Source organism: uncultured Sulfitobacter sp. (genome assembly GCF_964021855.1).
Lineage (GTDB): Bacteria > Pseudomonadota > Alphaproteobacteria > Rhodobacterales > Rhodobacteraceae > Sulfitobacter.
This window is the reverse complement of record NZ_CAXHZD010000001.1, coordinates 580,084-603,207: the sequence shown is the minus strand read 5'-3', so window position 1 is coordinate 603,207 and position 23,124 is coordinate 580,084. Positions and strand designations below refer to the sequence as shown.

Below are 23,124 nucleotides of genomic sequence, written 5' to 3'. Positions count from 1 at the left end.
TTTGCTTCCCAGTCTGGTGGCTATTGGCCGTTTATTCAGCGGCGATGGCAGTTGACGCGCCTATTTTTTCAAGGATCGCCTGTGCACAATCACGCCCGTCCTTAATCGCCCAAACAACCAACGACGCGCCGCGCACGATGTCACCCACGGCATAGACACCATCAAGGTCGGTCGCACCGGTGATGTAATCGGCCTTGATCGTGCCCCAGCGGTTCACGGGCAATTCCGGTGTCTTCCACAGGGTTGGCAGATCTTCGGGCTCAAAACCAAGCGCCATGATAACCAGATCGGCCTCTTCAACGTAGTCAGCCCCTTCAATCACCTCGGGTGCCTGACGGCCCGAAACATCCGGCGCGCCAAGACGCATCTTTTGCACCATAACGCCTGTCACAGGATCGCCGACAAACCCTTTGGGCGCGGACAGCCATTCGAATACCACGCCTTCTTCCTCGGCGTTTTGTACTTCGCGCTGGCTGCCCGGCATGTTGGCGCGGTCACGGCGGTACAGACATTTGACCGATGTGGCACCCTGACGGATCGACGTGCGCACACAATCCATCGCGGTATCGCCACCGCCGATGACAACAACCTTTTTGCCATGGGCGTTCAAACGACCGGATTCAAATTCCTCGACCGTGTCACCAAAGCTTTTGCGGTTGCTGACGGTCAGGAAATCAATCGCACGCTCAAGGCCTACACCACCCACGCCGGGGGCCTGAATCTCGCGGGTTTTATAAACGCCGGTCGCGATGATCACTGCGTCATGCTTGGCCCGAATATCGGCAAAACTGATGTCGACACCCACATCGCAGTTCAATTCAAACTTTACGCCACCTTGGGCAAGCTGGTCATTGCGGCGCATCACCACGTCTTTTTCCAGTTTAAAGCCGGGGATACCGTAGGTCAGCAAACCACCCGCACGATCATAGCGGTCATAGATGGTGACCTGCACGCCCTGACGGCGCAATACGTCAGCAGCAGCCAAACCACCGGGGCCCGCACCGATGATACCAACGGATTCGGAACGCTCAGCGTGCGGCTTGATCGGCTGAACCCAGCCGTTTTCCCATGCGGTATCGGTAATATATTTTTCGACCGACCCAATGGTCACAGTGCCGTGGCCGGATTGCTCAATCACGCAATTGCCTTCGCACAGGCGATCCTGCGGGCAGATACGGCCACAAATCTCGGGAAATGTATTAGTGGCTTGGGACACTTCATACGCTTCCTTCAGGCGGCCTTCGGCGGTCAGGCGCAGCCAGTCGGGGATGTTATTGTGCAACGGGCAATGGGTCTGACAATAGGGAACACCACATTGGCTGCAGCGGCTGGACTGCTCTTTTGCTTTCTCATCCGCGTATTCTGCGTAAATCTCGTTGAAATCTTCACGGCGCAGATTCGGGAGCCGTTTTTCAGGCATGTCCCTTGAAACCGATATAAACTTGAGCATTGGCTGCTTTGCCATGATTGAAAACTCCGCCAGAAAAACTGTGTTAACTTCCCTTACACAGGTGCAGAAAGATAATAAAGGCAGCATTGCTGACCTTTATGCAAATATTTTCAGGGCGCAGAAATGAATGTTGCTGATATTATCGAATATTAGGTCCGATCCGGATCAAATATTGCGCTTTGCATTCTTTATGGTGGGTTTATACCTCGCGTTAACCTCAAAACCCGCAGGCACAGATTAATGACCTTGTTTCAAATTTTACTCGTCGCGATCATCCAAGGCCTGACGGAATTCCTGCCGGTATCCTCATCCGGCCACCTTATCCTGCTGCCTTTTGTAACAGGTGGCCCCGATCAAGGGTTGGCGATTGATGTCGCCGTTCATGTCGGCACCTTGCTGGCTGTTATCTTGTATTTCAGGGCCGAAGTCACAGAAGCCACCATTGGCATTGGTCGCCTGCTGCGCGGCAAGGTTGATACGCCCGGCGCGCGTACCGCGCTTTTGCTGATTGTCGCAACCATTCCGGTTCTGGTGGTTGGGCTGCTGTTCAAACTGCTGGGCATCGACGAAATGCTACGGTCTGTGGCCGTGATCGGCTGGACCATGCTGATCTTTGGCCTTGTCTTGTATTGGGCCGACAAAACCGGCGGCCAATCACGAAGTGCCGCCAGCTGGCGTATGAAAGACGCGGTCTGGATGGGCCTTGCCCAAGCCGTAGCACTGATCCCCGGCACGTCCCGCTCAGGCATCACCATTACGGCAGCGCGCAAGCTGGGCTATGACCGGACAAGCGCCGCGACCCTGTCGATGCTCATGTCGATCCCGACGATCCTTGCCTCGGGCGCGCTGCTATCGCTTGATGTGATTGGAGAGGCGGACTGGCAGCTAGCCAAAGACGCATCAATCGCTGCGGCATTCGCCTTTGTCGCGGCAATGCTGGCGCTGGTGCTTATGATGCGCCTGCTGCGCAGCGTCAGCTTTACACCTTACGTGATCTATCGCGTCATCTTGGGCATCGCGCTATTGGCCTACGCCTATTCGTAAACGCAAAAAGGCCCCGCCGGTTTTGGGCAGGGCCTTTTGCAAGAGAACGGGGTTGATTAGCTGCGCAAATCCTTGGCCGAAGCCATGATGTCGTCATACTGACCAGATGGGCGGAAGCGCCACAGATAATCCGGCAGAACCGAGGACATCGACACCGGCGCAATGCCAAGCGTATCAAAACCCTTAGCACCCTCTGCGACCACATTGTCATTGCCCAGGTTTTTGACCTGATCACGGGTGACCACGCCATTCTTGACCAAACCCAGCGTGACGGACTGCAAAAGATCAAAGGCAAATGCCATAATCTTGGCCGCAAACATCGGCACTGCCAAAACCAAGCGGCGGCGATGTACGGCGTGCAGCATCCGCTTCATCAATGCGCGGAAGCTTTCCACATCCGGGCCGCCAAGCTCGTAAACACCTGCAGCGGCATCGCCAACAACGGCCATCTCGGCCGCGTGGGCGACGTCATCCACATACACCGGCTGGAACAAGGTACCCGCGCCGATCACTGGCACAACCGGGCTAAGCCGCGTCATACCGGCAAACCGGTTAAAGAATTCATCCTCAGGTCCAAACACGATCGAGGGGCGCAAGATAACGGCATTCGGCACGTGCTTTAACACCGCCGCCTCGCCCATCGCCTTGGTCTGCGCGTATTCGCTGGCCGCTTCAGTATCCGCCCCGATGGCCGAGATATGGACCATCCGGCTGATACCCTCAGCCGCAGCAATACGGGCAATCCGCTCAGCCCCATCCGACTGGATGGCCTCGAACGTGCTTTTGCCAGTTTCCGCCAGAATACCCACGCAATTCACAACAGCATCTGCGCCCTGCATCGCGGCGCGCACAGACGCGTCATCGCGGATGTTGCAGAAAACCGGTTCAACCTGACCGACAGCACCGTAAGGGCGCACAAAAATCGCCTCGTTCGGGCGGCGCACCGCAACACGAACACGCCATCCTGCTTTGGCCATACGGCGCACAATGTAGCGCCCCACAAACCCCGAGCCGCCATAGATCGTCACCAGCTTTGACATGATGATGCTCCTGTCCAGAAAATCTGATCGATAGATACAGTTTTGCCAGTTTGGGAACAAGCTTCAAATCAGACCAGTTTGATCCAACTGGTTAAGACAGCGCTGCGTCGTTTGCGCGGCATGGCAACAAGATCAAAGAATGTCAGCGAATCCAATTGACACCCCCGCCCCGCACGATTAGAGCAGCCCTCACAACCCCCCTGTGCCCAGGTGGCGGAATGGTAGACGCGCTAGCTTCAGGTGCTAGTACTGGCAACGGTGTGGAGGTTCGAGTCCTCTTCTGGGCACCATTTATCTTACAACCCCATGACAGCCTTTAGTGTTCTTTAGGAAGCTTCGGAAGCGTCCAATGGACCGGCACCGTTCTCATTATTCCAAGAACGGCATCTACCGGTTTGAGCGGTGTGTATTGAGGGACGTTCTAACGCGTCATTCCACCCCCGGACGAACAATCGGTACAAGCCAGCAGGAACCGGTTTCACCTATGGGTTTTGAAGCAACCGTTTTGCCACACTGGGCAGGATTCCACCTTCTCGGAGATAGCGGTGCTCCTCTGCGGTATCCACGCGGCATTGAGCGTTAAACACCATGCGTACGGCTCCACCTGGATCGATAACAGAAACCGAAACCTGCTGCATTGGGCCTAGCGTGTCGCATCCTGCCTCGATGGCAAAACGGTCTTCGGCTAAGAGCCCGAGCGATTTTCGACCCTCCCCTTTCGAGAACTGCAACGGCAGTACCCCCATCCGGACAAGGTTCGATCGGTGTATCCGCTCGAAGCTTTCTGCAATCACCACACGAACGCCAAGAAGCCGGGTGCCTTTGGCCGCCCAATCCCGCGCAGAGCCTGCACCGTAAAGCTCACCGGCGATGACCACGACCTGTTCGTCGCGCGCCGCATAGGCCTGTGCGGCATCGAATACCGTGGTTTCGCGCCCCTCTGGCATCACCAGCGTGCGGGGGCCGATACCATCGACCATCTCGTTCCGTATCCGCAAATTCGCGAATGTCCCGCGTGCCATCACATCGTGATTGCCCCGCCGGCCGCCGTAGTTATTGAAGCTCCCCTGCTCTACAGCCCGGTCTAAAAGATACGCCGCGGCTTCGCTGTCGCGAGCGATGGTCCCTACCGGAGAGATATGGTCCGTTGTCACCGCATCCCCGAGGATCAGCAGCGGGCGGGCACCGTCCAGGATCTTGCCCGTCCCCGCGAAATGCGCGGGTAGATCAAAGAACGGCGGGCGCTGGATATAGGTGCTTTCGTCCAACCAGCCAAAAGTGTCACCGCCAACGACATCCAGTGCTTCCCAGCTGTCATCACCCCGTGTGACATCACTATAAGACGCGGTGAAACCCTCTTGCACGACCACTGTGCGAAGTAAGTTGTCGATCTCTTCGGCGGAGGGCCAAAGATCGGCAAGGCTGACCGGTTTCCCATCTGGGTCGATGCCGACAACGGAAAGATCGGTTCGCATCGTACCCGCGATGGCGTAGGCCACGACCAGCGGCGGCGAGGCGAGGAAGTTGGCCTTTACCAACGGGTGGATACGCGCCTCGAAATTGCGGTTCCCGGACAGGACGGCCGATACGCACAAATCGCCATCGGTCACCGCCTTTGCCACGTCCGCGTCGATTTCGCCCGAGTTGCCAACGCAGGTCGTGCAGCCGAAAGCCGTCAGGTTGAACCCAAGTGCGGAAAGCTCAGCATCAAGGCCAGCAGCGCGAAGGTAATGCATCACAGCGCGCGAACCAGGCGCGAGCGAGGATTTGATCCGGGGGTTCACAGTCAGCCCGCGTTGCCGCGCATTCCGGGCCAACAGACCGGCAGCAATCATCGCCTCGGGATTTGAGGTATTGGTGCAAGAGGTAATCGCAGCGATGACAATGTCGCCGTCTGAAACGCCGCCTTCCGTCCTGACTTTGCGGCCAATGGCCTTGTCCACGACGGCCGGGATAGCATCAATATCCCGGCCCTGTTCAGGGCGTGAGGGACCAGAGACAGTGCGCCGAACCGTGGACAGATCAAAACCCATCACATCGTCAAAGCGGGGCCGCGCCGAGGGATCAAACCACAAACCGGTGTGGCGGCAATAGTCTTCTACCGCTGTGACCCGGCCGCTATCCCGCCCGGTTAGGCGCAGATAGTCGATGGTTGACTGATCGATGGGGAATAGCGCGGAGGTGGACCCGAATTCAGGGCTCATGTTCGCAATCGTCGCGCGGTCGGCCACAGAAAGCGCGGCAACCCCGGGGCCAAAGAACTCAACAATGCTGCCCACCACACCAAAACGCCTAAGCGCGGCAGTCAGCGTGAGGGCAAGATCGGTGGCAAGCACACCCGGTGGCAGCGTTCCCGTCAGGTGCACCCCGATCACCGGCGGGACCAACATGGATATCGCTTCGCCCAGCATGACCGCTTCGGCCTCGATACCGCCGACACCCCAGCCCAGTACGCCAATGCCGTTGACCATTGTGGTGTGGCTATCGGTGCCGATCACGGTGTCGGGAAATTGCCACCGCACACCATCTATATCGCGCGAGGATACAACGTCGGCGAGGTGTTCGATGTTAATCTGATGGATAATCCCGCGCCCGGGCGGGATCACTGTCAGGTTATCCATCTTCTTTTGCGCCCATTTCAAAAAGGCAAAGCGTTCCTCGTTCTCGGCAAATTCTCGTGCTTGATTGCGCAGCAACGCATCCGTTCCACGCGAATGGTGGGCCATGATGGAATGGTCGATGATCAGATCGGCGGGCACCTGCGGGTTCAGCGTGCCGGGGTCTATGCCCTGCTCACGGGCCTTGTCGCGCAGCATTGCCATGTCGATCAAAGCGGGCATGCCGGCGCTGTCCTGCATGATAACCCGCGACGGATGAAAGTTTATTTCGACGCCGTGCGCGTTACCGCAAGCGAGCCTTTCAAGCTGGTCTTGGGTGATGCTTTCGCCATTCTCGTGACGGGCAAGGTTTTCAAAAAGAAGCTTGATGCTAAGGGGCATTTCGCCCAGCGACGGGAAAAGCTTCACGGCCTTTGACAAATCGATGAACCGAGTACCTGCTGTTTCGGAGATCAGATCAAAGCTGTTCATTCTCATCCCTTGGGGTCCTGCTGAAACGGTAAAACGAGGCGATCCGCGCGGATCAAATTAAAATACAAACCGCGCGGATCAGTGTGAAATTCAGGGTTCTCTACCAAGAAAATCAACAAATCGCCCCGGACGCGAGGTCCGGAGCAATCTGTTACTTCTTCTTACGCGAGAGGAAGATGTCTTTGTATTGCGAATTGAACTCAAATTCGTTGTTCAGATACTCCACCGTGTCCTCGGCAGAGAGGAACTGCGGCGTAATCTGGACCTTGGCGTATTCGGTTGCCAACTCGTCACTTTCACCAAGTTCCGCCAGCGCCGCTTGCAGCGTCTCGACGACATTCGCAGGTGCTTCTGGTGGCAAAGCTACCCAGAACAAGCGGTCAGGCATCGCAACGTCGATCCCTTGCTCTTGGAACGTTGCCACATCCGGCAAACCGCTGAACCGCTGCCCGGCAGGGGTACCAAGCGCGCGCATGTCACCGCTCTCAAGATAGCTTTGGACCGCGCCGACCTGCACTTCGGACACATCGACGTGCTGGCCAAGGATGCTCACGATCTTCTCACCGATCCCGCCAACATCAACGTTATGCATCTCTACACCTGCCGCCTCTTCAAAGGCAGCGGCGTGGACATGGGTTTGGCTGCCAAAGTTGATACCGTTTTTGACCGTGCCTGGGTTGGCCTTTGCGGCTGCGACCAGTTCTTCCATATTTTGGTAGGGCGAACTGCTCGAGGTCACCCAGATCGATCCTTCGGACAGGCCGACAGAGCCAAGCACCGTCAGATCGTCAAAGGCAAAGTCGATGGCACCGGTCAGCATGCTTCCCAACACGCCGGAGTGGTGGAACAGCATGGTGTAGCCATCCGGATCGGCCTGATACACTTTGGTCGTGGCGATGCTGCCAGACGCACCTGCCACGTTCACCGGCACGACTGTGCTGCCTAGAACCCGCTCAAGCTGGCCTGCAAAAAGACGGCCCACAAGGTCGCTGTCACCGCCGGGGTTGTAGGGGATCACAAGCTGGATCGGCTCGGACGGGTATTCTTGCGCTGTCGCCGATCCGGCGGCAACGAGGCCAAGCGCCGGAATGGCCGCTGCGGCGAGTATCTTTAGTGTCTTCAGTTTCATGGTTCTCTCCTCCTGTTAATTTGGTTCAGTCAGCTTTGGACAGCCGGACGAAATCGTGTGTAGAGCGCGCTGAACAAGGGCAGCGCGATAAAGATCAGCGACAGCACCAGAAAGGTGCCGCTGATCGGACGTGTCAGAAATTCGGTGTAGTCGCCCTTGGATGCAGTCAGGGCACGGTAGAAATTGGTTTCGACGATAGGCCCAAGGATGAACCCCAGGACCGCCGGTTGCAGCGGGAAGCCAAAGGTCCGCAGCGCAAAACCCAGCCCGCCGAACATCACCATCGACCACACATCAAACGCCCGGTTATTGAGGCCGAAGGCTCCAACAAAGCACATCACCACAACTAGCGGCATCAGTACGTTCTTGGGGGTCCGCACAATGCGGATGAACACCGGCATCAGCGCAAACATAAACGTGGCCATGGCGACCGAGGCGACAATAAGCGAGGTAAAGATGCCGTATACCAACTCTCCCTGAGTCAGAAAAAGCAGTGGACCGGGCTGGACATTGTTCATGATGAACGCGCCCAGCAAGATCGAGGCCACGGTGTCACCCGGGATACCCAAGGCCAGCAATGGTACCAGCGCGCCACCAATGCAGGCGTTGTTCGCGCTTTCCGATGCCACAACCCCATCGACGATACCGGTGCCGTATTGATCGCCGCGGCGCGACGTCTTCTTGGCCGCCAGATAACCGGTAAGGCTGGCGGTGCTGACACCAATTCCGGGCAGAATACCGATGCCGGTGCCAACTGTGGCGGCAACGAAAAAGGTGCGGATGTTGCCGACCACGTCAGCAAATTTGAGCCCGACCTCCTTGATCGCCTTGCCCTGCTTGCGCATGGTGGCGCGCGCCGGCCCGTTGCCCGCGTCGTGCAGCAGCTCCGAGATTGCAAATAGCCCCACCAGAAACGGCACCATGGCAAAGCCACTTTGGAGGTCCACCTGCCCAGCGGTCAGGCGTTCGATTCCGCCAACGGGGCTCATCCCCACCATGGCCAAGGCAATCCCGATCACGCCACTGATGAAACCCTTGACCATCGACCCGGCACTAAGACTGGCAATCAGGGACAGCGCAAAGAACGAGACGGCGAAATATTCAAACGGTGTAAACCGCAGTGCGAAACGGGCAAGCATCGGCGCAAAGACGGCCAGCACAATTATGCCAAACACGGTCCCAAGAAACGAGAACAACACCGCCGCGCTCAGGGCCTTTTTCGCCTCGCCCTTCATCGCCATCGGATAGCCGTCAAACAGTGTCGCGACCGAACCGGGCGTTCCAGGCAGGTTCATCAGGATCGCAGGTATCAACCCGCCCGAAATGCCGCCAATGAAAAGCCCGCATAGCAGCGACAGTCCGTGCAAGGCTGGCATGGTGAAGGTCAGCGGCAAGCACAGGATCAGACCCATTGATGCGGTCAAGCCAGGCACAGAGCCAAAGACGATGCCCAAAGCGACCCCGCCAAAAACCAGAAGGATACAGTAGATATCGAGTGCGGCTGAAGCGCCCTGAAGGAATACGTCAAACATTACATGCTCCTCACAGGATGCCTTGGGGCAGCGGCATAGACAGCCAGTGCCAGAACATCAGATAGACAGCCACGGGAAAGGCTATGGCGATGATCGCTGTGCGGATGGGTTTGAACGCCCCCGCGTCGTAGGTAAGGATGTAACACTGCACAAAGATGTAGATCACCGAGGTCATCACAAATCCGAGCCATTCGAACACAGCGGCCGCCGCGATGATAAGAGCCGCCGTAGCGATCAGACGGCCCGGATAAGCGAACCGCCGTTTGTGCAGCAATTCGTCGTCAACGGTGTCGCCCGCAATTGCAGCCAGACCTTTGAACGGCACGAAGGTCATGATCAGCAACACGACGCTTAGCCCGCCCAAGATCAAAGCGACCAGTCGCGGCGCGAGACTCATGTCCAGACCAGCAATCACGGTCTCTCCCGGACCGGGTAAACTTGTATACATCGCAATCGCGAAAAGCAGGATGACTGCACCGCTGATCCCGTCGGTCATTTTCTTTGTCATTTCAGGCTCCTCCCAAAAGCACTGCCAAACGTCTATGCATGTCCCCGTGTCACCGGCATCATGCAGCCGCCGTCGTCCCTAACATCCTGTAAATCTGTCTGATAAGTATTGGTTCATTTCATGCCACCCGATAGCTTTCCGTCGCTGTCCCGAACAACGCCTGTGCGGTCTCCCGCGCGATGGAACAGGCTACGCGCCGCAGGCTTTCCTCGGTCGCGCCGCCATAGTGGGGCGTTGCGATAAACGTCGGTAAGGACAGCAGCGGGTGCGTGGGCGACGGTGGTTCCTGTTCGAAAACATCCATCCCCGCCGCACCTATCTGACCGGTTTCAAGCGCTGTGGCCAGCGCCACCTCGTCCACGATTCCGCCTCGCGATGTGTTCACCAAAATCAAGCCCGGCTTGGCATGCGCCAGCACTGATTCAGAGATCAGGCCGGTGGTTTCAGGCGTGCGCGGCAGGTTGATGCTCACGAAATCGCAGGCTGCGAAAAGATCGCCCAGCGTGTCTGCGCGAACGATATCGTCCACCTCTTGCCAGAACTCGGCGGGAATTTTCGGGTCGTAGGCGACGACCTCCATCTCGAATGCGTTGCGCAAGATATCTGCGGTCATTCGCGCGATCCGGCCATAGCCGACAAAGCCGACACGGTTCCGGTAAAGTTCGCGACAGCCCTTGCCCTTGCGTCCCTCGGCCCAGCCATCATTGCGGACAAGGTGATCGGCATAAACCACCCGTCGGGCCGCCGACAGCATCAGGGTGACCGACAGTTCAGCCACCGATTGGGAATTCTCGAACGGCGTGTTGAGAACCACAATCCCGCGCTCGCGGGCGGCGGCAACATCAACTGAATCGACCCCGGCCCCGTGCCGCCCGATGACCTTAAGCCGTTTGGCGGCGCGGATGTCTTCACCGGGCAAATCCATACCGCGCAGGATCACGGCGTCCGCCTCTTCGCGCCAGTTGTCCATCCGCGCGTTGTCCCACGTGACCACATCCAGCCGCGCGTCAGCCTTCAGAAACGCTACCGCATCGTCATGGATGGGCGAGCGTAGGAACACTGTTTTGCGCGCGTCATTCATGGGCAGCATCGATGATCTCGCAGCCCGCTTTGGCCAACGCGGCATCAACCCAGCTTCGGTCGAGCGTGCCGTCATTGGCCGCAGCCACCTTGGCCTGATCCTTTTCGGACAGGGCCTGACCAGCGGCCAGCACGGCCTCGGCGTCCGCGCGCGGAATGATCACAACGCCATCGTTATCGGCAAGGACCACATCGCCCGGACTAACTACGCATCCCTCGAACGAGATCGGAACGTTGATCTGCCCCGGTCCCTGCTTCATCGGGCCACCCGGACGCGTACCCGTGGCATAGACAGGCAAATCAAGATGATCGAGGGAATCCAGATCGCGGATCGGTCCGTCAAAGACAATCGCGGCGACCTCTTTAAACTTGGCATAGCTGAACATGACCTCGCCCATAAGGGCCTGAGTCTGGGCACCACCGTTAGAGACAATGATTACATCGCCTTCTTGCGCCATATTCAGCGCCTTGTGAATGGCAAGGTTGTCGCCCGCGCTTACCTGTACCGTCAGTGCTACCCCGGATACGGGACCGGCAAGACGGGGGCCTTGTAGGCGCGTGCTTGCCGGCAAGGAATTCAAACGGTTCATAACGTCCGCGACGTTCGCCGATGGCAGTTCGCCCAGGGCTTTGACGACCTGAGGGGTGGGAAGCTTGCGTTTATTGAACACGCGGAAGCCGACGCTCATCGTGAATTCCTCCAGTTTATTATGCCCGGTCTTTTCGACGCGGGTGCCGATGTTGAAAGAAACATTGCAAAAGGCTTTAATAATTACAATTTCATAATTATCATGAATTGATAACTTGGAGGCATCATTGGATTTTCGTGATCTCGTTTACTTTCGAACCATTGCCGAGCTGGGGCATATGGGTCAGGCAGCCGAACGGCTATTTCTAACCCAACCCGCCCTGACCAAAGCAATGCAACGGCTTGAAGAGTCTATCGAGGGAAAGATCTTCCTTCGTGAGGGGCGCGGCATCGCCTTAACTGAGCTCGGGCGGGTTCTGCTTGAGAGAAGCAAAGTAATCGAGCAGATGATGAATGCCACCCACGGCGAACTGCGCGGTTTTGCGCGGGGGGAAGCGGGCCATATCCGTTTTGGATGCGCCCCGACACTGGCCAAATATTACCTTCCAGAGATCATGCGCCAGCTGCTGGACCAAAGCCCCGGCGTGACAATCGACCTTGAAACGAATGTAAGCGGCCCCTTGCTCAAGGCGCTGCGGGAACACCGACTGGACGCTGTGCTGACCCATGTTACAGGTCCGATTGACGGGTTTCACGTCACCCCGGTGATGGATGACGAAGTTGCAATCGTCGCCAGTTGGTCACATCCCCTCGCGGCCCGCGAGGTGCAGGTGCCGGATCTCACTCATTACAACTGGGTCCTACCGACGAAATCAGCCATCCTGCCTTGGCTACAGGACCTGTTTCACCGGCACGGCTGCCCAGCCCCAAAAGCCCAGGTAAAGGCAACATCGATTCTGTATCTCCCCTCACTTATCGGGGGCACGCAGTTGCTAAGCCTTCTGTCCACAAAGAACCTAAAGGACGATGTCACGGGGCAGCATCTTACCGAAATCAACGTCGCTGGTGAGCGGCTTCGCAGATCCTTCGCGTTTGTCTGTCGCGACCCGGCAAGTCTGTCTCCGGCCACGCGGCTGTTATTCGACATCATCCGCGATTCCACGGCACCACGTGTGGACGGGATGGATCAGACTAACCTGTGAACTGTATCTCTAGTCGGAATTTATAGTTTGTTTTAGCCAGTTGTTTTGGGGCCTTTGAAAAGCGCCTTGCCCGTTTGACCGCCGCGATGGCGGCGGCGTCAAGTTCTGGCTGACCAGAGCTACGGGCAAGACCTACGTTCAACAGCGCACCATTGTGCCCCACGGATACCACGACGGTAACGACCCCGGTTTCGCCGCCACGGGGACGTCGCTTTGCACGGTCGATTTTGGCGCGAATGGAGGTGCCCCATGCCGCGACCAAAGACTGCTTTTCGGACTTTGACAGGTTCGAATGGGCCGAGGTCTGGCGGTTTCCTGCATTGGATGTGCCGCCCGTCCCCGCCGCAGTCGCCGCCTTGGACGGTGTCGAGGTCGCCTGCGCCGGTTGCTTTTTGACAGGTGCCGGCTTGGCAGGCTTCTTGACCGGCGGCTTGGGCCTTTGCGGGGGCTTTATCTTGGACAGGGGGTGGACAGGGGGTTCGGGCGGCGGCGGCGCGGATTGAACAACTGGCACGTCATCCAGCACGCTTGGGCTTTGCAGCATCTGTGGCAGTGCGATTGGCGTGGTAACAGTAGCGTCCAAAACCGGCGCGACGGGTTCAGCCAAAACGGTTTCGGGCGGCGTTAGTTCAACGCTGGCCTCGGCGACATCCGGGGGCGTTTCCCATGCTTTGATCAGATCACCATAGCTTTCTGGGGCCGCGACCATCGTCATCAACCCGCTTCCCCCCGCACCGGCCGACGCTGCAGCACCATCGCTGGGCTTTACCCAAAAGGCCGCAACGTGCAGGCCGACAGCAATCAGCAGAAAAATAGCGCCGTTGATGAACACACGTATCATGGCTGAGCCGTTTCAACGCGTGTCGTCAAAAAGACATTTGTGATCTCGCGCGCGGCAAGTGTCTTGAGCAAGGTTGGGATCAGCAGGGCATCTGCCCCCCCATCGGCCCGGATTGTAAGGGGTGGGCGGGCATCTGAACCGGTACAGATGACATCGGCACAAAGATCGATATACGCCAGCTCAAGCGCGTCAATCGCTGCGGTCTCGCCAATGGCGTCGCGAAAAGCAATATCCCCCTTGGTGTTGATATAAAGCGTTAATGCGCTGTCATCCGGCGCTTCGGAGGACGCGGTGGGGGGAGTAACCTCGAACGGGTCAGGCGGGGCGATTTGCGCGGTCATCAAAAAGAAGATGAGCAAAAGAAAAACCACGTTAATCATCGGAATGACGTTTTCTTCACGCGGCTTACGCTGGCTATGCTGGCTGAAATCCATGGGTTAATCCACCACCACAACCTGCGTGAAACCTGCATCCCCCAGATCGCCAAGAATTTGCACCATGGCTTGTAGCTTCGCACCGCTCTTTGGGCGCAAAATGATTGTGTCGGAGGGTTTAGAGGTTAGCTCGCTTAGCTGAGCGGGCAATGCCTCTCGCGCGACCGTATTCCCGTTTAACAGCAACCCATCGACGGTGATATCGATCAACCGTGGCGGGCCTTCGTAGGCAGATCCGGAAGACCCACCCGCAAGGCTCAGCGGGATTTGCATATCCATGCCAAAGCGCGATGCCAGCATAAAAAAGACCAGCAACAGGAAAACCACGTCAATCATGGGGGTCAATGATGGAGTGCGACGCTTGCGTGCTTCAGCAATTTGCATGGGTTCACTCTGCCGCCAGCCCGGTTGACGCCTGCGTAATCTCCTGTGCGCGTGTCGTTTGGAAAATCCGCGTTCCGATGTCTTCCATCTCAAGCCGCAGCCGGTCCGTGATGCTTTCAAACCACGTCAATGCGACAGAGGCCGGGATGGCGACAGCCATACCCGCCGCTGTGGTCAGCAATGCCTCCCAAATGCCGCCGGCCAACATCGACGGGTCAGCCCGCGCGCCAGCCTCTTGCAGCGCTTGAAACGCGGAAATCATGCCCAGAACGGTGCCCAGCAGCCCCAGCAGCGGGGCAATGGTCGCGATCAATTCTAACGGGCGCAAACCCGCACGGGCACGGGCCAGACACAGCTTTGCTACCCGCAGGGTTTCGTCTTGCGCTGTTTCCCGGTCAAATTCAGGGTTGGAAGACGCTTGAAATGCGGTGCGGGCAAATCGGGCGCGAATGGTTCGGCGGTTACGAAGGTCAGCCAAAACAACGTCTGAATTACCGTCTTGCCACGCGGTAAGTGACCCCTCGACCCGGCGGCCACCTGTCCACGCACCCAGCCAGATAAGATCCCAAATCTTCCAAAGAATAAGGGCGGCCGTTATCACTGACAAAGCGGCGATAGCCCAGATCGAAGGGCCGCCAGCCTTTAAGAACGCAATCGCGGATAGAGTTGCATCGGATAGTGGCGCGAAATCCAACATCAGTAAGCATCCTTAACATGATGGCTGGCTGATGTGGCTTGCCTCTACCTGTGGTTTATAATCTTGATTATTTTTGTCAAGTAACTGACGGAGTGCTGGCAAAAACCCTCTCAGACGTGCGCCAACATACGTTTCCGCGCCTCGCACAAAAAAACCGGGCCCATAAGGCCCGGCTTGGTCATGTTTTGCGATATTAATCAGAATTCGCGGCTGAGTGTCAGGGAAATAACCCGTCCCTGACCTTTGGTGCAGCCGTAGCTGTCATAGCAAAGGCCCTCGTAATCCTTGTCGAACAGGTTGTTCACATCAAGGTTCACCGTCATTTCCGGCATCTCGTAGCTTAGGCTCAGGTCAGCCAGCGCATATCCGTCCGTTTTGCGACCGTTGCTTTGGGTTGCATAGAACGAGGACACATAGCGCACCCCTGCCCCGACCGTCAGACCTTGCACGAAATTAGCGGCGTCATAGTCGAACCACAGGGCAAGCTGATGGGGCGGTGCCATCGAATTATGATTGCCAATCAGCGCGGTGTTCGAGGATTTGCTAACTTTTGAGTCCAGATAGGCATAGCTAAACACGCCTTCTAACGCCTCATTCAAACGCCCACGCGCTTCCAATTCCAGACCGCGCGAACGTACCTCGCCGGTTTGGGTAAAGCTGGACCATGTCGTGTCTCTTGTGTCGTATTCCTTTACATTGGTCTTGCTCAGGTCGAACACCGCCGCGCTTAGCATGAGATCGGCAGACGGTTGATAGCGCAGGCCTGCCTCCCACTGGGTGCTCTCAGAAGGGTCAAGCACATCACCGGCAAGCGTTTTACCAACGTTCTGGGTGAACCCTTCAGTATAGCTTAGGTACGGGGTCAGACCGTTGGCAAATTCATGGGTGACTCCGATCATACCTGTGGTTGCCTCGTTTTTCTGACTGCTTTGGGTCGAGGCGACCAGATCGTCAATGGTGGTATCAAACCTGCTGTGGCGCAGACCCATGGTGATCTTGGTGCCCGTGCCCAGATCCAGATGATCTTGCAGGTAGAAACCTGTTTCGCCGTATTCCGTGCTTTTTCTGGAACCAAGCGCGGGATCAGCAACTGCGAAATCCAGATTTGGGTCGCTGTAGGGCACCGTGTACATTGTGTAATCAAGGTACTGTGTCACATCATAGCGCGATGTTTGGTGATCCAAACCAACGGTCAGCGTATTCTTGGCAGCACCAAAGGACGTCGTCCATTTCAGGTGATTGTCGATACCAAAGGTTTCCGCGTCTTCATCATTCGAGAAAGCGTAATAGCTTAGCCCGCTCGCGGACGCCGAAGAATAATCCAACTGCGCATAGTCGGTCGTTTGATGCGCATAGCGGAAGCTTTGGTTAAAGGTCAGGTTCGGTGCAAAGCTGTGCGTGAACTCCCAGCCAATCGTCTCTTGCTCTGTATCAAAGTGGTTATAGGCCGACTGCTTGAGGTTATAGCCCTCGGGCAACGTGCCCCATGCGCTGTCAACGTCTTCGCCGTTCACCGGTGAGAAAATCAACGGCGTCAGCGAATCCTTTTGGATGTGGCCCAGGATAGTCAGCGATGTGTTGTCAGTCGGTGCCCATGTCAGACCACCCGCAAGGAAACTGCGGTCGTCGGCAGAGCGATCAACTTCGGTTTCACCGTCCCGTACCAGCCCCGTGATGCGCGCGGCGACTGTGCCTTCCTCGTTGATCACGTTCGACCAGTCGAAACCGACCAAGGCCGACCCGTTGCTGTCAAAGCCGATTTTACCCTCGGCCAGACGCCCAAACACCGGACGTTTGGTGACAAGATTCACCATACCGCCCGCATCGTTCGAACCATAGAGCACGCCCGCAGGACCACGCAGAACGTCAACACGTTCGATCATGTAGGGGTCAGTCGTAAAGCCGGAAAAGTTCAGCACTTTTTGCGGAAGCCCGTCGCGGTACAGCGAAGAAGACCCCATATCAAAGCCGCGGATGGCGAATTGGTCGAACCGGTTGTCCATACCCCATGTCGACGGCAACACACCGGGCACATAAGCGATACTGTCTTCGACCTGACGCGGTGCACGGGATGCAAGCTCTGTCGAGGTCACGACCGAAATGGATTGCGGTACTTCGGCAAGCGGCACACCGGATTTCACGCCGGTTTCGGTTGCAAGCGCAAGGTAGCCATCGATTTCACCCGAATAGGCCAGTTCGTTTTCAACAACAATTGGCAACAGGTCGATGACATCTTCTTGCGCGTGGGCAGGAAATGTGGCGGCCAAACTAACCAGTGCGGTTTGGCACAGCAGTTTGGGTCTCGTTGGCAAACGCAACGATTGACGGATATCAAAATAGGTCATGTAGCTCCCCAGGAAATGGCGCGAAAACGCACCCGGATGACGAGCAAAGAGGCTCGGGTCTCACCTGGGTCTGTCCTGGGATTAGGGCAAAATACCGCGAAGTTTGCCGCTGTCAATCGCCTGAGGGGGTCTTTGACGAATTACCTTGGTTCCCGCCGTGGTTGCCGACCGCTTTGGCCAATCGGGGCATCAACCGCCCGGCGACCCACGAAATAGACAGGGGGGTTTGAAAACTCATCGCCCCGATTTCCTCGGCATCGGCCCAGACGGATCGGCCGTTTTGGGACAACGCGCTTTCGCGGTAGGCAGGCAGCCCTTCGATCAGCGCGCGCCCAGCCTCGTCAGACAACCACAGGGCGACGTCTTTCTCAAAAAGATCAAGGCGTTCGAGGCTGACCGAGAAATTGCCGGACCCAGATGCAAGGCCGTCATATTCGGCCGGTATTTTCATCCCAAGTGCGGCCATCAACCGGTTCGAACCGTCGCCTGAACTATACCCGATCAGCTCGGTCCCGGAAACATATGCAACAGCGACTTCGGTGCCGGACAGCTGGGGATAAGCAGCGGCCAGATCGGCCAACTCCTGTTCAACCCTGGCGGTTACGGCATCCCCCTGTTCCTGCCGGCCCATGGCCTGCGCGATAAGCTGCATTTCCGCCTGCCAGGGGGCGGTCCATGCCGCGTAGCCCAGTGGCGGGCCAACCACAGGTGCGATCTGTGACAACCGGTCATAGGTTCGCTGGTCAAGGGGCGCAAAGGTTGCGACGATCAGGTCCGGCTTTTGCTGCCAGACCCACTCCAGATCAATCTCGAACCCGCGCTGGACATCCGGCTTTGCGCCCAACGCCGCGCGTGCGTCTTCTGCCCAGCTCCACGTCGCATAGGGGCGCGCGCCGAACCATTCGTGAACACCCACGGGCGCGATGCCGAGCGCATATAGAAAGTCCTGCTCATGATAGCCGACCGACACAATGCGTTGCGGCGTGTCTTGGATGCGGGTTTCGCCGAAACCGTGCGCGATGATCATTGGCTCGGCACTTAACCTGACAGGCATAAGCAGGAATGAAACACAGCATATAAGGGCAACAAGACGCATCAGACTCTCCAGCAGATCGGGCCTGGCGTCTGGCTTGGCGGTTTTGGCAGTGCTCTCGCAATCCCTGCCGGGTGTCAAGACGGCCGTGCGCCCTCTTGCAGCGCCTTACGAATATGAATACCCGTTAAGGGCAAGCGTCATGCCAGCCGGAACCAACGGGAATGTCATGTCACGCGCATCTTTCGCCATTAGCCTTGTTTTGCTGTGTTTGGTTTTATGCCTAAGCGCAGCACTGTCGTTGCGGTTCGGCGCCGCCCCGGTGACACTGAACGCGTTGTTCAACGACACAATTGGCCTGCTCGAAAGCCGCGCGTTTAGAACGGTGTGCGCAATATGTGTCGGGGCAGCATTGGCCATTTCAGGATTGATGCTTCAGGCGTTAACGGGCAACCCACTGGCCGATCCGGGGATCACGGGGATCAACGCAGGGGCCGCGCTGGCGGCCATCGCCTTGGCCTATTTTACCCCCTTCAGCAGCGGCATGGCTATTCTGTTGGCGGCAAGTGTCGGGGCAGGTCTGGCAGGATACACCTTGTGGCATCTGGCGGGAACTGACCCCGTGGCAGGGGTCGGCGGCATTGCCTTGCGCTTGCCCCTTGCCGGTCTCGCCATTGAAACCTTGTGCCTTGCGCTCGCCTCAACCCTGATCTTGGCCGATGCGGAAATGCAGGCGCGATACTTGCGCTGGATTTCCGGCGCTATTCCTGCGGTCGCCCGAACTGAGATTGCCCCTTTGGCAGTGATCTCAGTTTTGCTTGTCGCAGGGTATTTCACCTGTGAACGGCTTGAACTGCTGAGCCTTGGGGCAGAGCAAAGCGATAGCTTGGGGCGCAATCCCAACCGCACCGTCGCGCTTGTGTTGGCCTGCGTTACCATGCTCAGCGGCGCAAGCGTCGCGATTGCGGGTCCCTTGGCGTTTCTGGGCCTGCTCGTTCCCTTTGTCGCCCGCAGTCTGGCGGCAGGGTCGTTGCGGCGGGCCTATCTTCTTGCCCTACCGCTTGGCGGTTCCGCCCTCGTCTTAGCAGACACAATCGGCCGCGTGATCGCCCGCCCCGGAGAGGTCCATGCCGGTATTATCGCTGCCCTTTTAGGGGGGCCAGCGCTGATTATGGTGTTGCGCCGCGTCCTGCGCCCAACACGGTGGCGCGCGGAATGAAGCCTGTGATTACCCTGTTGCTTGCGTTGGTCTGCCTTGTGTTCCTTGCCCTATCGGGCGGGCGCGACTGGCTGTCGCCCACCGAGGTCTGGCGGGGGCTTTGGGACACGGATGATTTCGTAATCCAAGTGCTGCGTCTGCCACGCACTGCGCTGGCTGTTGCCGCCGGTCTGGCGCTTGGTCTTGCAGGGGCCTTGATGCAGGGGCTGACCCGCAATCCCTTGGCCACACCTGATGTGATCGGTCTGGTGCAGGGGGCCAGCCTTGGCCACATCGTGGCGCTTGGGTTGGGTACCTCTGTCTTTCTGGGTGAAACCGTTGGTGCCGCCGTTGCCCTGTTTGCCGTGATCACCTTGGCCCGCAATCAGGGACCAATTGCGTTTGTTCTATATGGCATTGGCGTCGGCGCGACCGCGTCGGCCGCGACGACCGTGATCCTCTTGCGCGCGCCCGATGCGACAATCAGCCAGATGATGTTGTGGCTGTCCGGCTCGCTTGCCCGTGCCGATTTGACGACCGCCAGCATGCTGCTTGGCGGCGTTGGCTGCGCAATGTTTGTGGTGCTGTGTCGCGCGCGTGATCTGCGTACGCTTTGGCTGGGTGACGACGTGATGACGGGGCTTGGCGTCAACTTGACCGTATTGCGTTTCACCGTGCTTGGGCTGGTCACCTTGCTGACGGCAGCGGCCACGTTGGCGGTTGGGCCGATCGGGTTTCTCGCCTTTACCGCCGCCCCCCTTGCCCGCGCGGTCACCGGGGCCGAACCACCCGCCCTGTTCCCCGCGGCCCTTATGGGGGCCTGTCTGCTAACAGCCGCCGATCTGGCCGCCCGATTGATCGCGCCATTGGTAACTCTGCCGACAGGCTTGATCATGACCCTGATCGGCGCGCCCTATCTTATCTTTTTCCTATGGTCAGAGAAGCGAAAGACCGCGTGATGAAACAGCCCCTTTTTGACATCCACGACTTGACGGTAAGCTTAGGACATCAAACGGTTTACTCCCAGTTCAGCGCGCGTCTGCCGGATGTGGGGATCACAGGTATCATCGGCCCCAACGGCTGCGGAAAATCAACGCTGCTGCGTTGCCTTGGCGGTCTGAAAACACCCGACAATGGCAGCGTCAAATTGCGGGGGGCGGATATTGCTCAGATGCCCTCAATCGCGCGGGCACGCCAAATCGCGTTCTTGCCGCAAGAACCGCCAATGCTGGCCGATATGACCGTCGAGGGATTGGTCGCCAAGGGCCGTACACCGTGGCGAAAGGCCTTTCTGCCGCCTTCGCGGGCCGACCGTGACGCCGTTACGCAGGCACTTGAGGCCACACAGCTGAGCGCATTGCGTCAGCGCCCGTTAACAGCGCTTTCAGGGGGGCAGCGACAGCGGGCGTGGATTGCAATGGCGCTGGCCCAGCAAACCGACGTCATTCTGCTGGACGAACCGACATCCTACCTTGATCTGCCACACCAAATCCGCCTGATGCAGCTGCTGCGGCAACTTGTGGATGAACAGCGGCAGGCCTGCCGCGTCGTGGTGGTGCTACACGATCTGACCATTGCGGCACGTTTCTGCGACACGCTTGTGGGCCTGTCCGAGGGCAAGCTGGTCTGCGCCGGAGCCCCCGCCGAAGCCCTAACCCCCCAAACTGTCATGCAGCTTTATGGTCTTCGCGCGCAGGTGCGGCCCGATCCGGTTTTCGCACGCCCGGTTGTGTATCCGGAGGAATAAAGGGCAGCTATGCGTTCGCCGCCCTGTTCGCCTATTCAGGCTTGGTATGCTCAATCAGGAAACGCGCAATGCCCGGTATAAGCGCCTCATGCAGCGGTAAACTTGGATCTGTATATGTGGCAACGGGGTTTCCAGCGACCGCCGCCTTCATCATATGTGTTCCGCCAGCAAGGTCTATGTACTGCGCCTGCGGCAGCGCCCCTTGAAGCAAACCGGCGTCGCGGGCGTTTACCTGAATGTCTTCGTCCCCTTGGATGATCAGCGCAGGGCCTTGCCAATCTTTGGCTATCATCGCGGGGTCATAAGAAAATCCGTCGACCATGAAACGTTGGATGCCTTCCGAAAAGAGCGGTCGCAAAATTGGCGTCAGCGCTGCGGGGTCGCGGGTCTGGCCAGCCTCAAGACCTTCGACGATCTCTCTAAGCTCGGGCATCAGCGGGGCGTTGGCGGGATTGGCCTCAAACTGCTCAATCAGCAGCTGCCCCATTGGCCGCCCGGGCGTTGCCATCAGGATCAGACCACACAGGTTTTCGGGTTGGTCCTGCGCGGCGACCAGCGCCACCAACCCGCCCTCGGAATGCCCTGCAATCCAGACACAAGGGGCAAGGGCGGACGCGTGATCCACCCAATCGCGGGCATCTTGGGCATAGGCGGCGATGGTGACATTATTCGGGTCTGCGATGGCCTTGGCACTGCCGTAAAAGCCCCTTTTATCGATGCGCAGTGACGCGACCCCTTGTTCGGCCAACGCCTCGGCCAACTGCTTGTAGGCATCCGTCTTGATCCCCATTACCGACGCGTTCCCGTCCTTGTCAGTCGGCCCTGATCCGGGGATAATAACCACCGCATGATCGGCACCCTCGACGGTGATCTGCTCTGCCTCTAATGGCCCCTGAGGTCCGGGAATTTGCACAGGTCCGGCCACCGCCAATGCAGGGAAAAGCAGCGGGACAAGACAGGTCAGGCGCATGATGTTCTCCGATAGTTTATAAATTAACTTAGGTATTTCAGGCAGGCCGCGCAACGCGTTTTGCCGCAAAATGGCGTTTAGGTTACGGGGGGCCGCGAAGGTTAAGTCGGCGCATCTGTCCAAAAACCGCCTTGACTCGATGTTGCGAATATACCCAGTAATATCCAACATTATTTGGAATGGTGGGCAAATTGCTTTTTGGTGGTCGTAAATCGGAAGACGATACAGTTGTCGAAATGCTCGCCTCTGCGATCCGGCGCGACATCTCCTTTGGCCTGCTGCGCCCCGATCAGAAACTAAAGCTCGCAGATTTGCGCCAGTCCTATGGTGGCTCGAACCATTCAATGCGCGAGACGCTGCGGATTTTATCCTCCGAAGGGATGGTCGAGGCGATCAGCCAGCGCGGGTTCCGCGTCACCTCGGCGACCGAGGATGATCTGCGTGATATTCTGCTAGTGAGGCTCGAGGTTGAAAAGCTTGGCCTGAAACGCTCGATCGAGCGTGGGGATGTAGCTTGGGAAGGCCGTGTGATTGCCGCACTTCATGCGGTGAGCCGCGCCGACACGGTCGTTCAAAACAATCCTGATGATGTCACCGCGCTGGAGTGGGACGAGGCCTGCCGCGATCTGAGCATGGCGCTGATTTCGGCCAGCGGATCACCCAGACTGATGGACATGGCCGCGCAGTTTTACGGTCAGTCGCGTCGCTTTCGCTTGGCGCTCTTGCGCGAAGGGCGCATCGACTTTGCCGCCCGCGCATCGCGTCGGGCTTTGCTACAAAACGCTGTCATCGCGCGCGACGAACAGCGCGCTTTGCAAGTTCTAGAAGACGAAATCGGTGCCGACTTGGGTGCCTAAAAAAACGAAAAGATC

General features: G+C 58.0%; 21 protein-coding genes and 1 tRNA gene. 7 read left to right on the top strand and 15 right to left on the bottom strand.

All coding sequences use genetic code 11. The features are described 5' to 3' along the window. Positions 1–31: 31 nt before the first annotated feature. Complete coding sequence (locus AADJ11_RS02920) at positions 32–1,465, bottom strand: NAD(P)-dependent oxidoreductase (protein ID WP_341233058.1); 1,434 nt, start codon at positions 1,463–1,465, stop codon at positions 32–34. A 225-nt stretch (positions 1,466–1,690) separates the two neighbouring features. On the opposite strand from AADJ11_RS02920, the gene AADJ11_RS02915 reads away from it, so the two are divergent. After that, positions 1,691–2,494, top strand: a complete 804-nt coding sequence (locus AADJ11_RS02915) for an undecaprenyl-diphosphate phosphatase (protein WP_341233057.1) — start codon at positions 1,691–1,693, stop codon at positions 2,492–2,494. A gap of 56 nt (positions 2,495–2,550) precedes the next feature. On the opposite strand, the gene AADJ11_RS02910 is transcribed toward AADJ11_RS02915, so the two are convergent. Further along, complete coding sequence (locus AADJ11_RS02910; RefSeq protein ID WP_341233056.1) at positions 2,551–3,534, bottom strand: complex I NDUFA9 subunit family protein; 984 nt, start codon at positions 3,532–3,534, stop codon at positions 2,551–2,553. A 204-nt stretch (positions 3,535–3,738) separates the two neighbouring features. Here AADJ11_RS02910 and AADJ11_RS02905 point away from each other — a divergent pair. Then, positions 3,739–3,824 (top strand) — tRNA-Leu (locus tag AADJ11_RS02905). A gap of 192 nt (positions 3,825–4,016) precedes the next feature. Here the strand turns inward: AADJ11_RS02905 and acnA are convergent. From acnA to AADJ11_RS02875, 6 genes are all read right to left on the bottom strand, one after another. Continuing rightward, positions 4,017–6,623: an aconitate hydratase AcnA gene (gene acnA / locus AADJ11_RS02900; RefSeq protein WP_341233055.1), complete on the bottom strand. Its 2,607-nt coding sequence runs from the start codon at positions 6,621–6,623 to the stop codon at positions 4,017–4,019. A 151-nt stretch (positions 6,624–6,774) separates the two neighbouring features. Beyond that, on the bottom strand, positions 6,775–7,752 hold the full coding sequence (locus tag AADJ11_RS02895; protein WP_341233054.1) for a tripartite tricarboxylate transporter substrate binding protein: 978 nt from the start codon (positions 7,750–7,752) through the stop codon (positions 6,775–6,777). Positions 7,753–7,781: 29 nt separating this feature from the next. Continuing rightward, the gene (locus AADJ11_RS02890) at positions 7,782–9,284 is read right to left on the bottom strand and encodes a tripartite tricarboxylate transporter permease (protein WP_341233053.1); all 1,503 of its coding nucleotides are present in this window, start codon (positions 9,282–9,284) and stop codon (positions 7,782–7,784) included. A 10-nt stretch (positions 9,285–9,294) separates the two neighbouring features. Then, entirely contained in the window at positions 9,295–9,792 is a 498-nt protein-coding gene (locus tag AADJ11_RS02885; RefSeq protein ID WP_341233052.1) for a tripartite tricarboxylate transporter TctB family protein, read from the bottom strand. A gap of 118 nt (positions 9,793–9,910) precedes the next feature. Beyond that, positions 9,911–10,873 carry a hydroxyacid dehydrogenase gene (locus AADJ11_RS02880; RefSeq protein ID WP_341233051.1) on the bottom strand — a complete coding sequence of 321 codons (963 nt, stop codon included), beginning with the start codon at positions 10,871–10,873 and terminating at the stop codon, positions 9,911–9,913. Continuing rightward, complete coding sequence (locus AADJ11_RS02875; RefSeq protein WP_341233050.1) at positions 10,866–11,561, bottom strand: RraA family protein; 696 nt, start codon at positions 11,559–11,561, stop codon at positions 10,866–10,868. The genes AADJ11_RS02880 and AADJ11_RS02875 overlap by 8 nt, the downstream gene beginning before the upstream one ends. 127 nt (positions 11,562–11,688) lie before the next feature. On the opposite strand from AADJ11_RS02875, the gene AADJ11_RS02870 reads away from it, so the two are divergent. Further along, positions 11,689–12,603, top strand: a complete 915-nt coding sequence (locus AADJ11_RS02870; RefSeq protein ID WP_341233049.1) for a LysR family transcriptional regulator — start codon at positions 11,689–11,691, stop codon at positions 12,601–12,603. Here AADJ11_RS02870 and AADJ11_RS02865 read toward each other — a convergent pair. From AADJ11_RS02865 to AADJ11_RS02840, 6 genes are all read right to left on the bottom strand, one after another. After that, positions 12,593–13,444, bottom strand: a complete 852-nt coding sequence (locus tag AADJ11_RS02865; protein ID WP_341233048.1) for a TonB family protein — start codon at positions 13,442–13,444, stop codon at positions 12,593–12,595. The genes AADJ11_RS02870 and AADJ11_RS02865 overlap by 11 nt on opposite strands. After that, positions 13,441–13,878, bottom strand: a complete 438-nt coding sequence (locus tag AADJ11_RS02860) for a biopolymer transporter ExbD (protein ID WP_341233047.1) — start codon at positions 13,876–13,878, stop codon at positions 13,441–13,443. The genes AADJ11_RS02865 and AADJ11_RS02860 overlap by 4 nt, the downstream gene beginning before the upstream one ends. A gap of 3 nt (positions 13,879–13,881) precedes the next feature. Continuing rightward, positions 13,882–14,262: a biopolymer transporter ExbD gene (locus AADJ11_RS02855; protein ID WP_341233046.1), complete on the bottom strand. Its 381-nt coding sequence runs from the start codon at positions 14,260–14,262 to the stop codon at positions 13,882–13,884. A 4-nt stretch (positions 14,263–14,266) separates the two neighbouring features. Next, positions 14,267–14,959: a MotA/TolQ/ExbB proton channel family protein gene (locus AADJ11_RS02850; protein ID WP_341233045.1), complete on the bottom strand. Its 693-nt coding sequence runs from the start codon at positions 14,957–14,959 to the stop codon at positions 14,267–14,269. Positions 14,960–15,156: 197 nt separating this feature from the next. Next, the gene (locus AADJ11_RS02845) at positions 15,157–17,304 is read right to left on the bottom strand and encodes a TonB-dependent siderophore receptor (protein WP_341233044.1); all 2,148 of its coding nucleotides are present in this window, start codon (positions 17,302–17,304) and stop codon (positions 15,157–15,159) included. A gap of 112 nt (positions 17,305–17,416) precedes the next feature. Next, entirely contained in the window at positions 17,417–18,331 is a 915-nt protein-coding gene (locus AADJ11_RS02840; RefSeq protein ID WP_341233043.1) for an ABC transporter substrate-binding protein, read from the bottom strand. 208 nt (positions 18,332–18,539) lie between these two features. Between AADJ11_RS02840 and AADJ11_RS02835 the strand changes: the two genes are divergently transcribed. Genes AADJ11_RS02835 through AADJ11_RS02825 form a run of 3 tightly spaced genes read left to right on the top strand, consistent with a single transcriptional unit; the run spans position 18,540 to position 21,282 of the window. Beyond that, positions 18,540–19,556, top strand: a complete 1,017-nt coding sequence (locus AADJ11_RS02835; protein ID WP_341233042.1) for an iron ABC transporter permease — start codon at positions 18,540–18,542, stop codon at positions 19,554–19,556. Next, positions 19,553–20,494, top strand: a complete 942-nt coding sequence (locus AADJ11_RS02830; RefSeq protein WP_341233041.1) for an iron ABC transporter permease — start codon at positions 19,553–19,555, stop codon at positions 20,492–20,494. The genes AADJ11_RS02835 and AADJ11_RS02830 overlap by 4 nt, the downstream gene beginning before the upstream one ends. Next, complete coding sequence (locus AADJ11_RS02825; RefSeq protein WP_341233040.1) at positions 20,494–21,282, top strand: ABC transporter ATP-binding protein; 789 nt, start codon at positions 20,494–20,496, stop codon at positions 21,280–21,282. Before AADJ11_RS02830 ends, AADJ11_RS02825 begins: the two co-directional genes overlap by 1 nt. Positions 21,283–21,313: 31 nt before the next feature. On the opposite strand, the gene AADJ11_RS02820 is transcribed toward AADJ11_RS02825, so the two are convergent. Continuing rightward, positions 21,314–22,252, bottom strand: coding sequence for an alpha/beta fold hydrolase (locus AADJ11_RS02820; protein WP_341233039.1), 939 nt, complete (start codon positions 22,250–22,252; stop codon positions 21,314–21,316). 179 nt (positions 22,253–22,431) lie between these two features. Between AADJ11_RS02820 and AADJ11_RS02815 the strand changes: the two genes are divergently transcribed. Further along, positions 22,432–23,109 (top strand): GntR family transcriptional regulator, encoded by a 678-nt coding sequence (locus AADJ11_RS02815; protein WP_341233038.1) that lies wholly within the window; start codon positions 22,432–22,434, stop codon positions 23,107–23,109. The last annotated feature ends 15 nt before the right edge of the window (positions 23,110–23,124 follow it).

Bases quoted from the DNA above. Each gene is read 5' to 3' on its own strand.
- AADJ11_RS02920 (WP_341233058.1), bottom strand. From the start codon at position 1,465: ATGGCAAAGCAGCCAATGCTCAAGTTTATATCGGTTTCAAGGGACATG.
- AADJ11_RS02915 (WP_341233057.1), top strand. From the start codon at position 1,691: ATGACCTTGTTTCAAATTTTACTCGTCGCGATCATCCAAGGCCTGACG.
- AADJ11_RS02910 (WP_341233056.1), bottom strand. From the start codon at position 3,534: ATGTCAAAGCTGGTGACGATCTATGGCGGCTCGGGGTTTGTGGGGCGC.
- acnA (WP_341233055.1), bottom strand. From the start codon at position 6,623: ATGAACAGCTTTGATCTGATCTCCGAAACAGCAGGTACTCGGTTCATC.
- AADJ11_RS02895 (WP_341233054.1), bottom strand. From the start codon at position 7,752: ATGAAACTGAAGACACTAAAGATACTCGCCGCAGCGGCCATTCCGGCG.
- AADJ11_RS02890 (WP_341233053.1), bottom strand. From the start codon at position 9,284: ATGTTTGACGTATTCCTTCAGGGCGCTTCAGCCGCACTCGATATCTAC.
- AADJ11_RS02885 (WP_341233052.1), bottom strand. From the start codon at position 9,792: ATGACAAAGAAAATGACCGACGGGATCAGCGGTGCAGTCATCCTGCTT.
- AADJ11_RS02880 (WP_341233051.1), bottom strand. From the start codon at position 10,873: ATGAATGACGCGCGCAAAACAGTGTTCCTACGCTCGCCCATCCATGAC.
- AADJ11_RS02875 (WP_341233050.1), bottom strand. From the start codon at position 11,561: ATGAGCGTCGGCTTCCGCGTGTTCAATAAACGCAAGCTTCCCACCCCT.
- AADJ11_RS02865 (WP_341233048.1), bottom strand. From the start codon at position 13,444: ATGATACGTGTGTTCATCAACGGCGCTATTTTTCTGCTGATTGCTGTC.
- AADJ11_RS02860 (WP_341233047.1), bottom strand. From the start codon at position 13,878: ATGGATTTCAGCCAGCATAGCCAGCGTAAGCCGCGTGAAGAAAACGTC.
- AADJ11_RS02855 (WP_341233046.1), bottom strand. From the start codon at position 14,262: ATGCAAATTGCTGAAGCACGCAAGCGTCGCACTCCATCATTGACCCCC.
- AADJ11_RS02850 (WP_341233045.1), bottom strand. From the start codon at position 14,959: ATGTTGGATTTCGCGCCACTATCCGATGCAACTCTATCCGCGATTGCG.
- AADJ11_RS02845 (WP_341233044.1), bottom strand. From the start codon at position 17,304: ATGACCTATTTTGATATCCGTCAATCGTTGCGTTTGCCAACGAGACCC.
- AADJ11_RS02840 (WP_341233043.1), bottom strand. From the start codon at position 18,331: ATGATCATCGCGCACGGTTTCGGCGAAACCCGCATCCAAGACACGCCG.
- AADJ11_RS02835 (WP_341233042.1), top strand. From the start codon at position 18,540: ATGCCAGCCGGAACCAACGGGAATGTCATGTCACGCGCATCTTTCGCC.
- AADJ11_RS02830 (WP_341233041.1), top strand. From the start codon at position 19,553: ATGAAGCCTGTGATTACCCTGTTGCTTGCGTTGGTCTGCCTTGTGTTC.
- AADJ11_RS02825 (WP_341233040.1), top strand. From the start codon at position 20,494: ATGAAACAGCCCCTTTTTGACATCCACGACTTGACGGTAAGCTTAGGA.
- AADJ11_RS02820 (WP_341233039.1), bottom strand. From the start codon at position 22,252: ATGCGCCTGACCTGTCTTGTCCCGCTGCTTTTCCCTGCATTGGCGGTG.
- AADJ11_RS02815 (WP_341233038.1), top strand. From the start codon at position 22,432: ATGGTGGGCAAATTGCTTTTTGGTGGTCGTAAATCGGAAGACGATACA.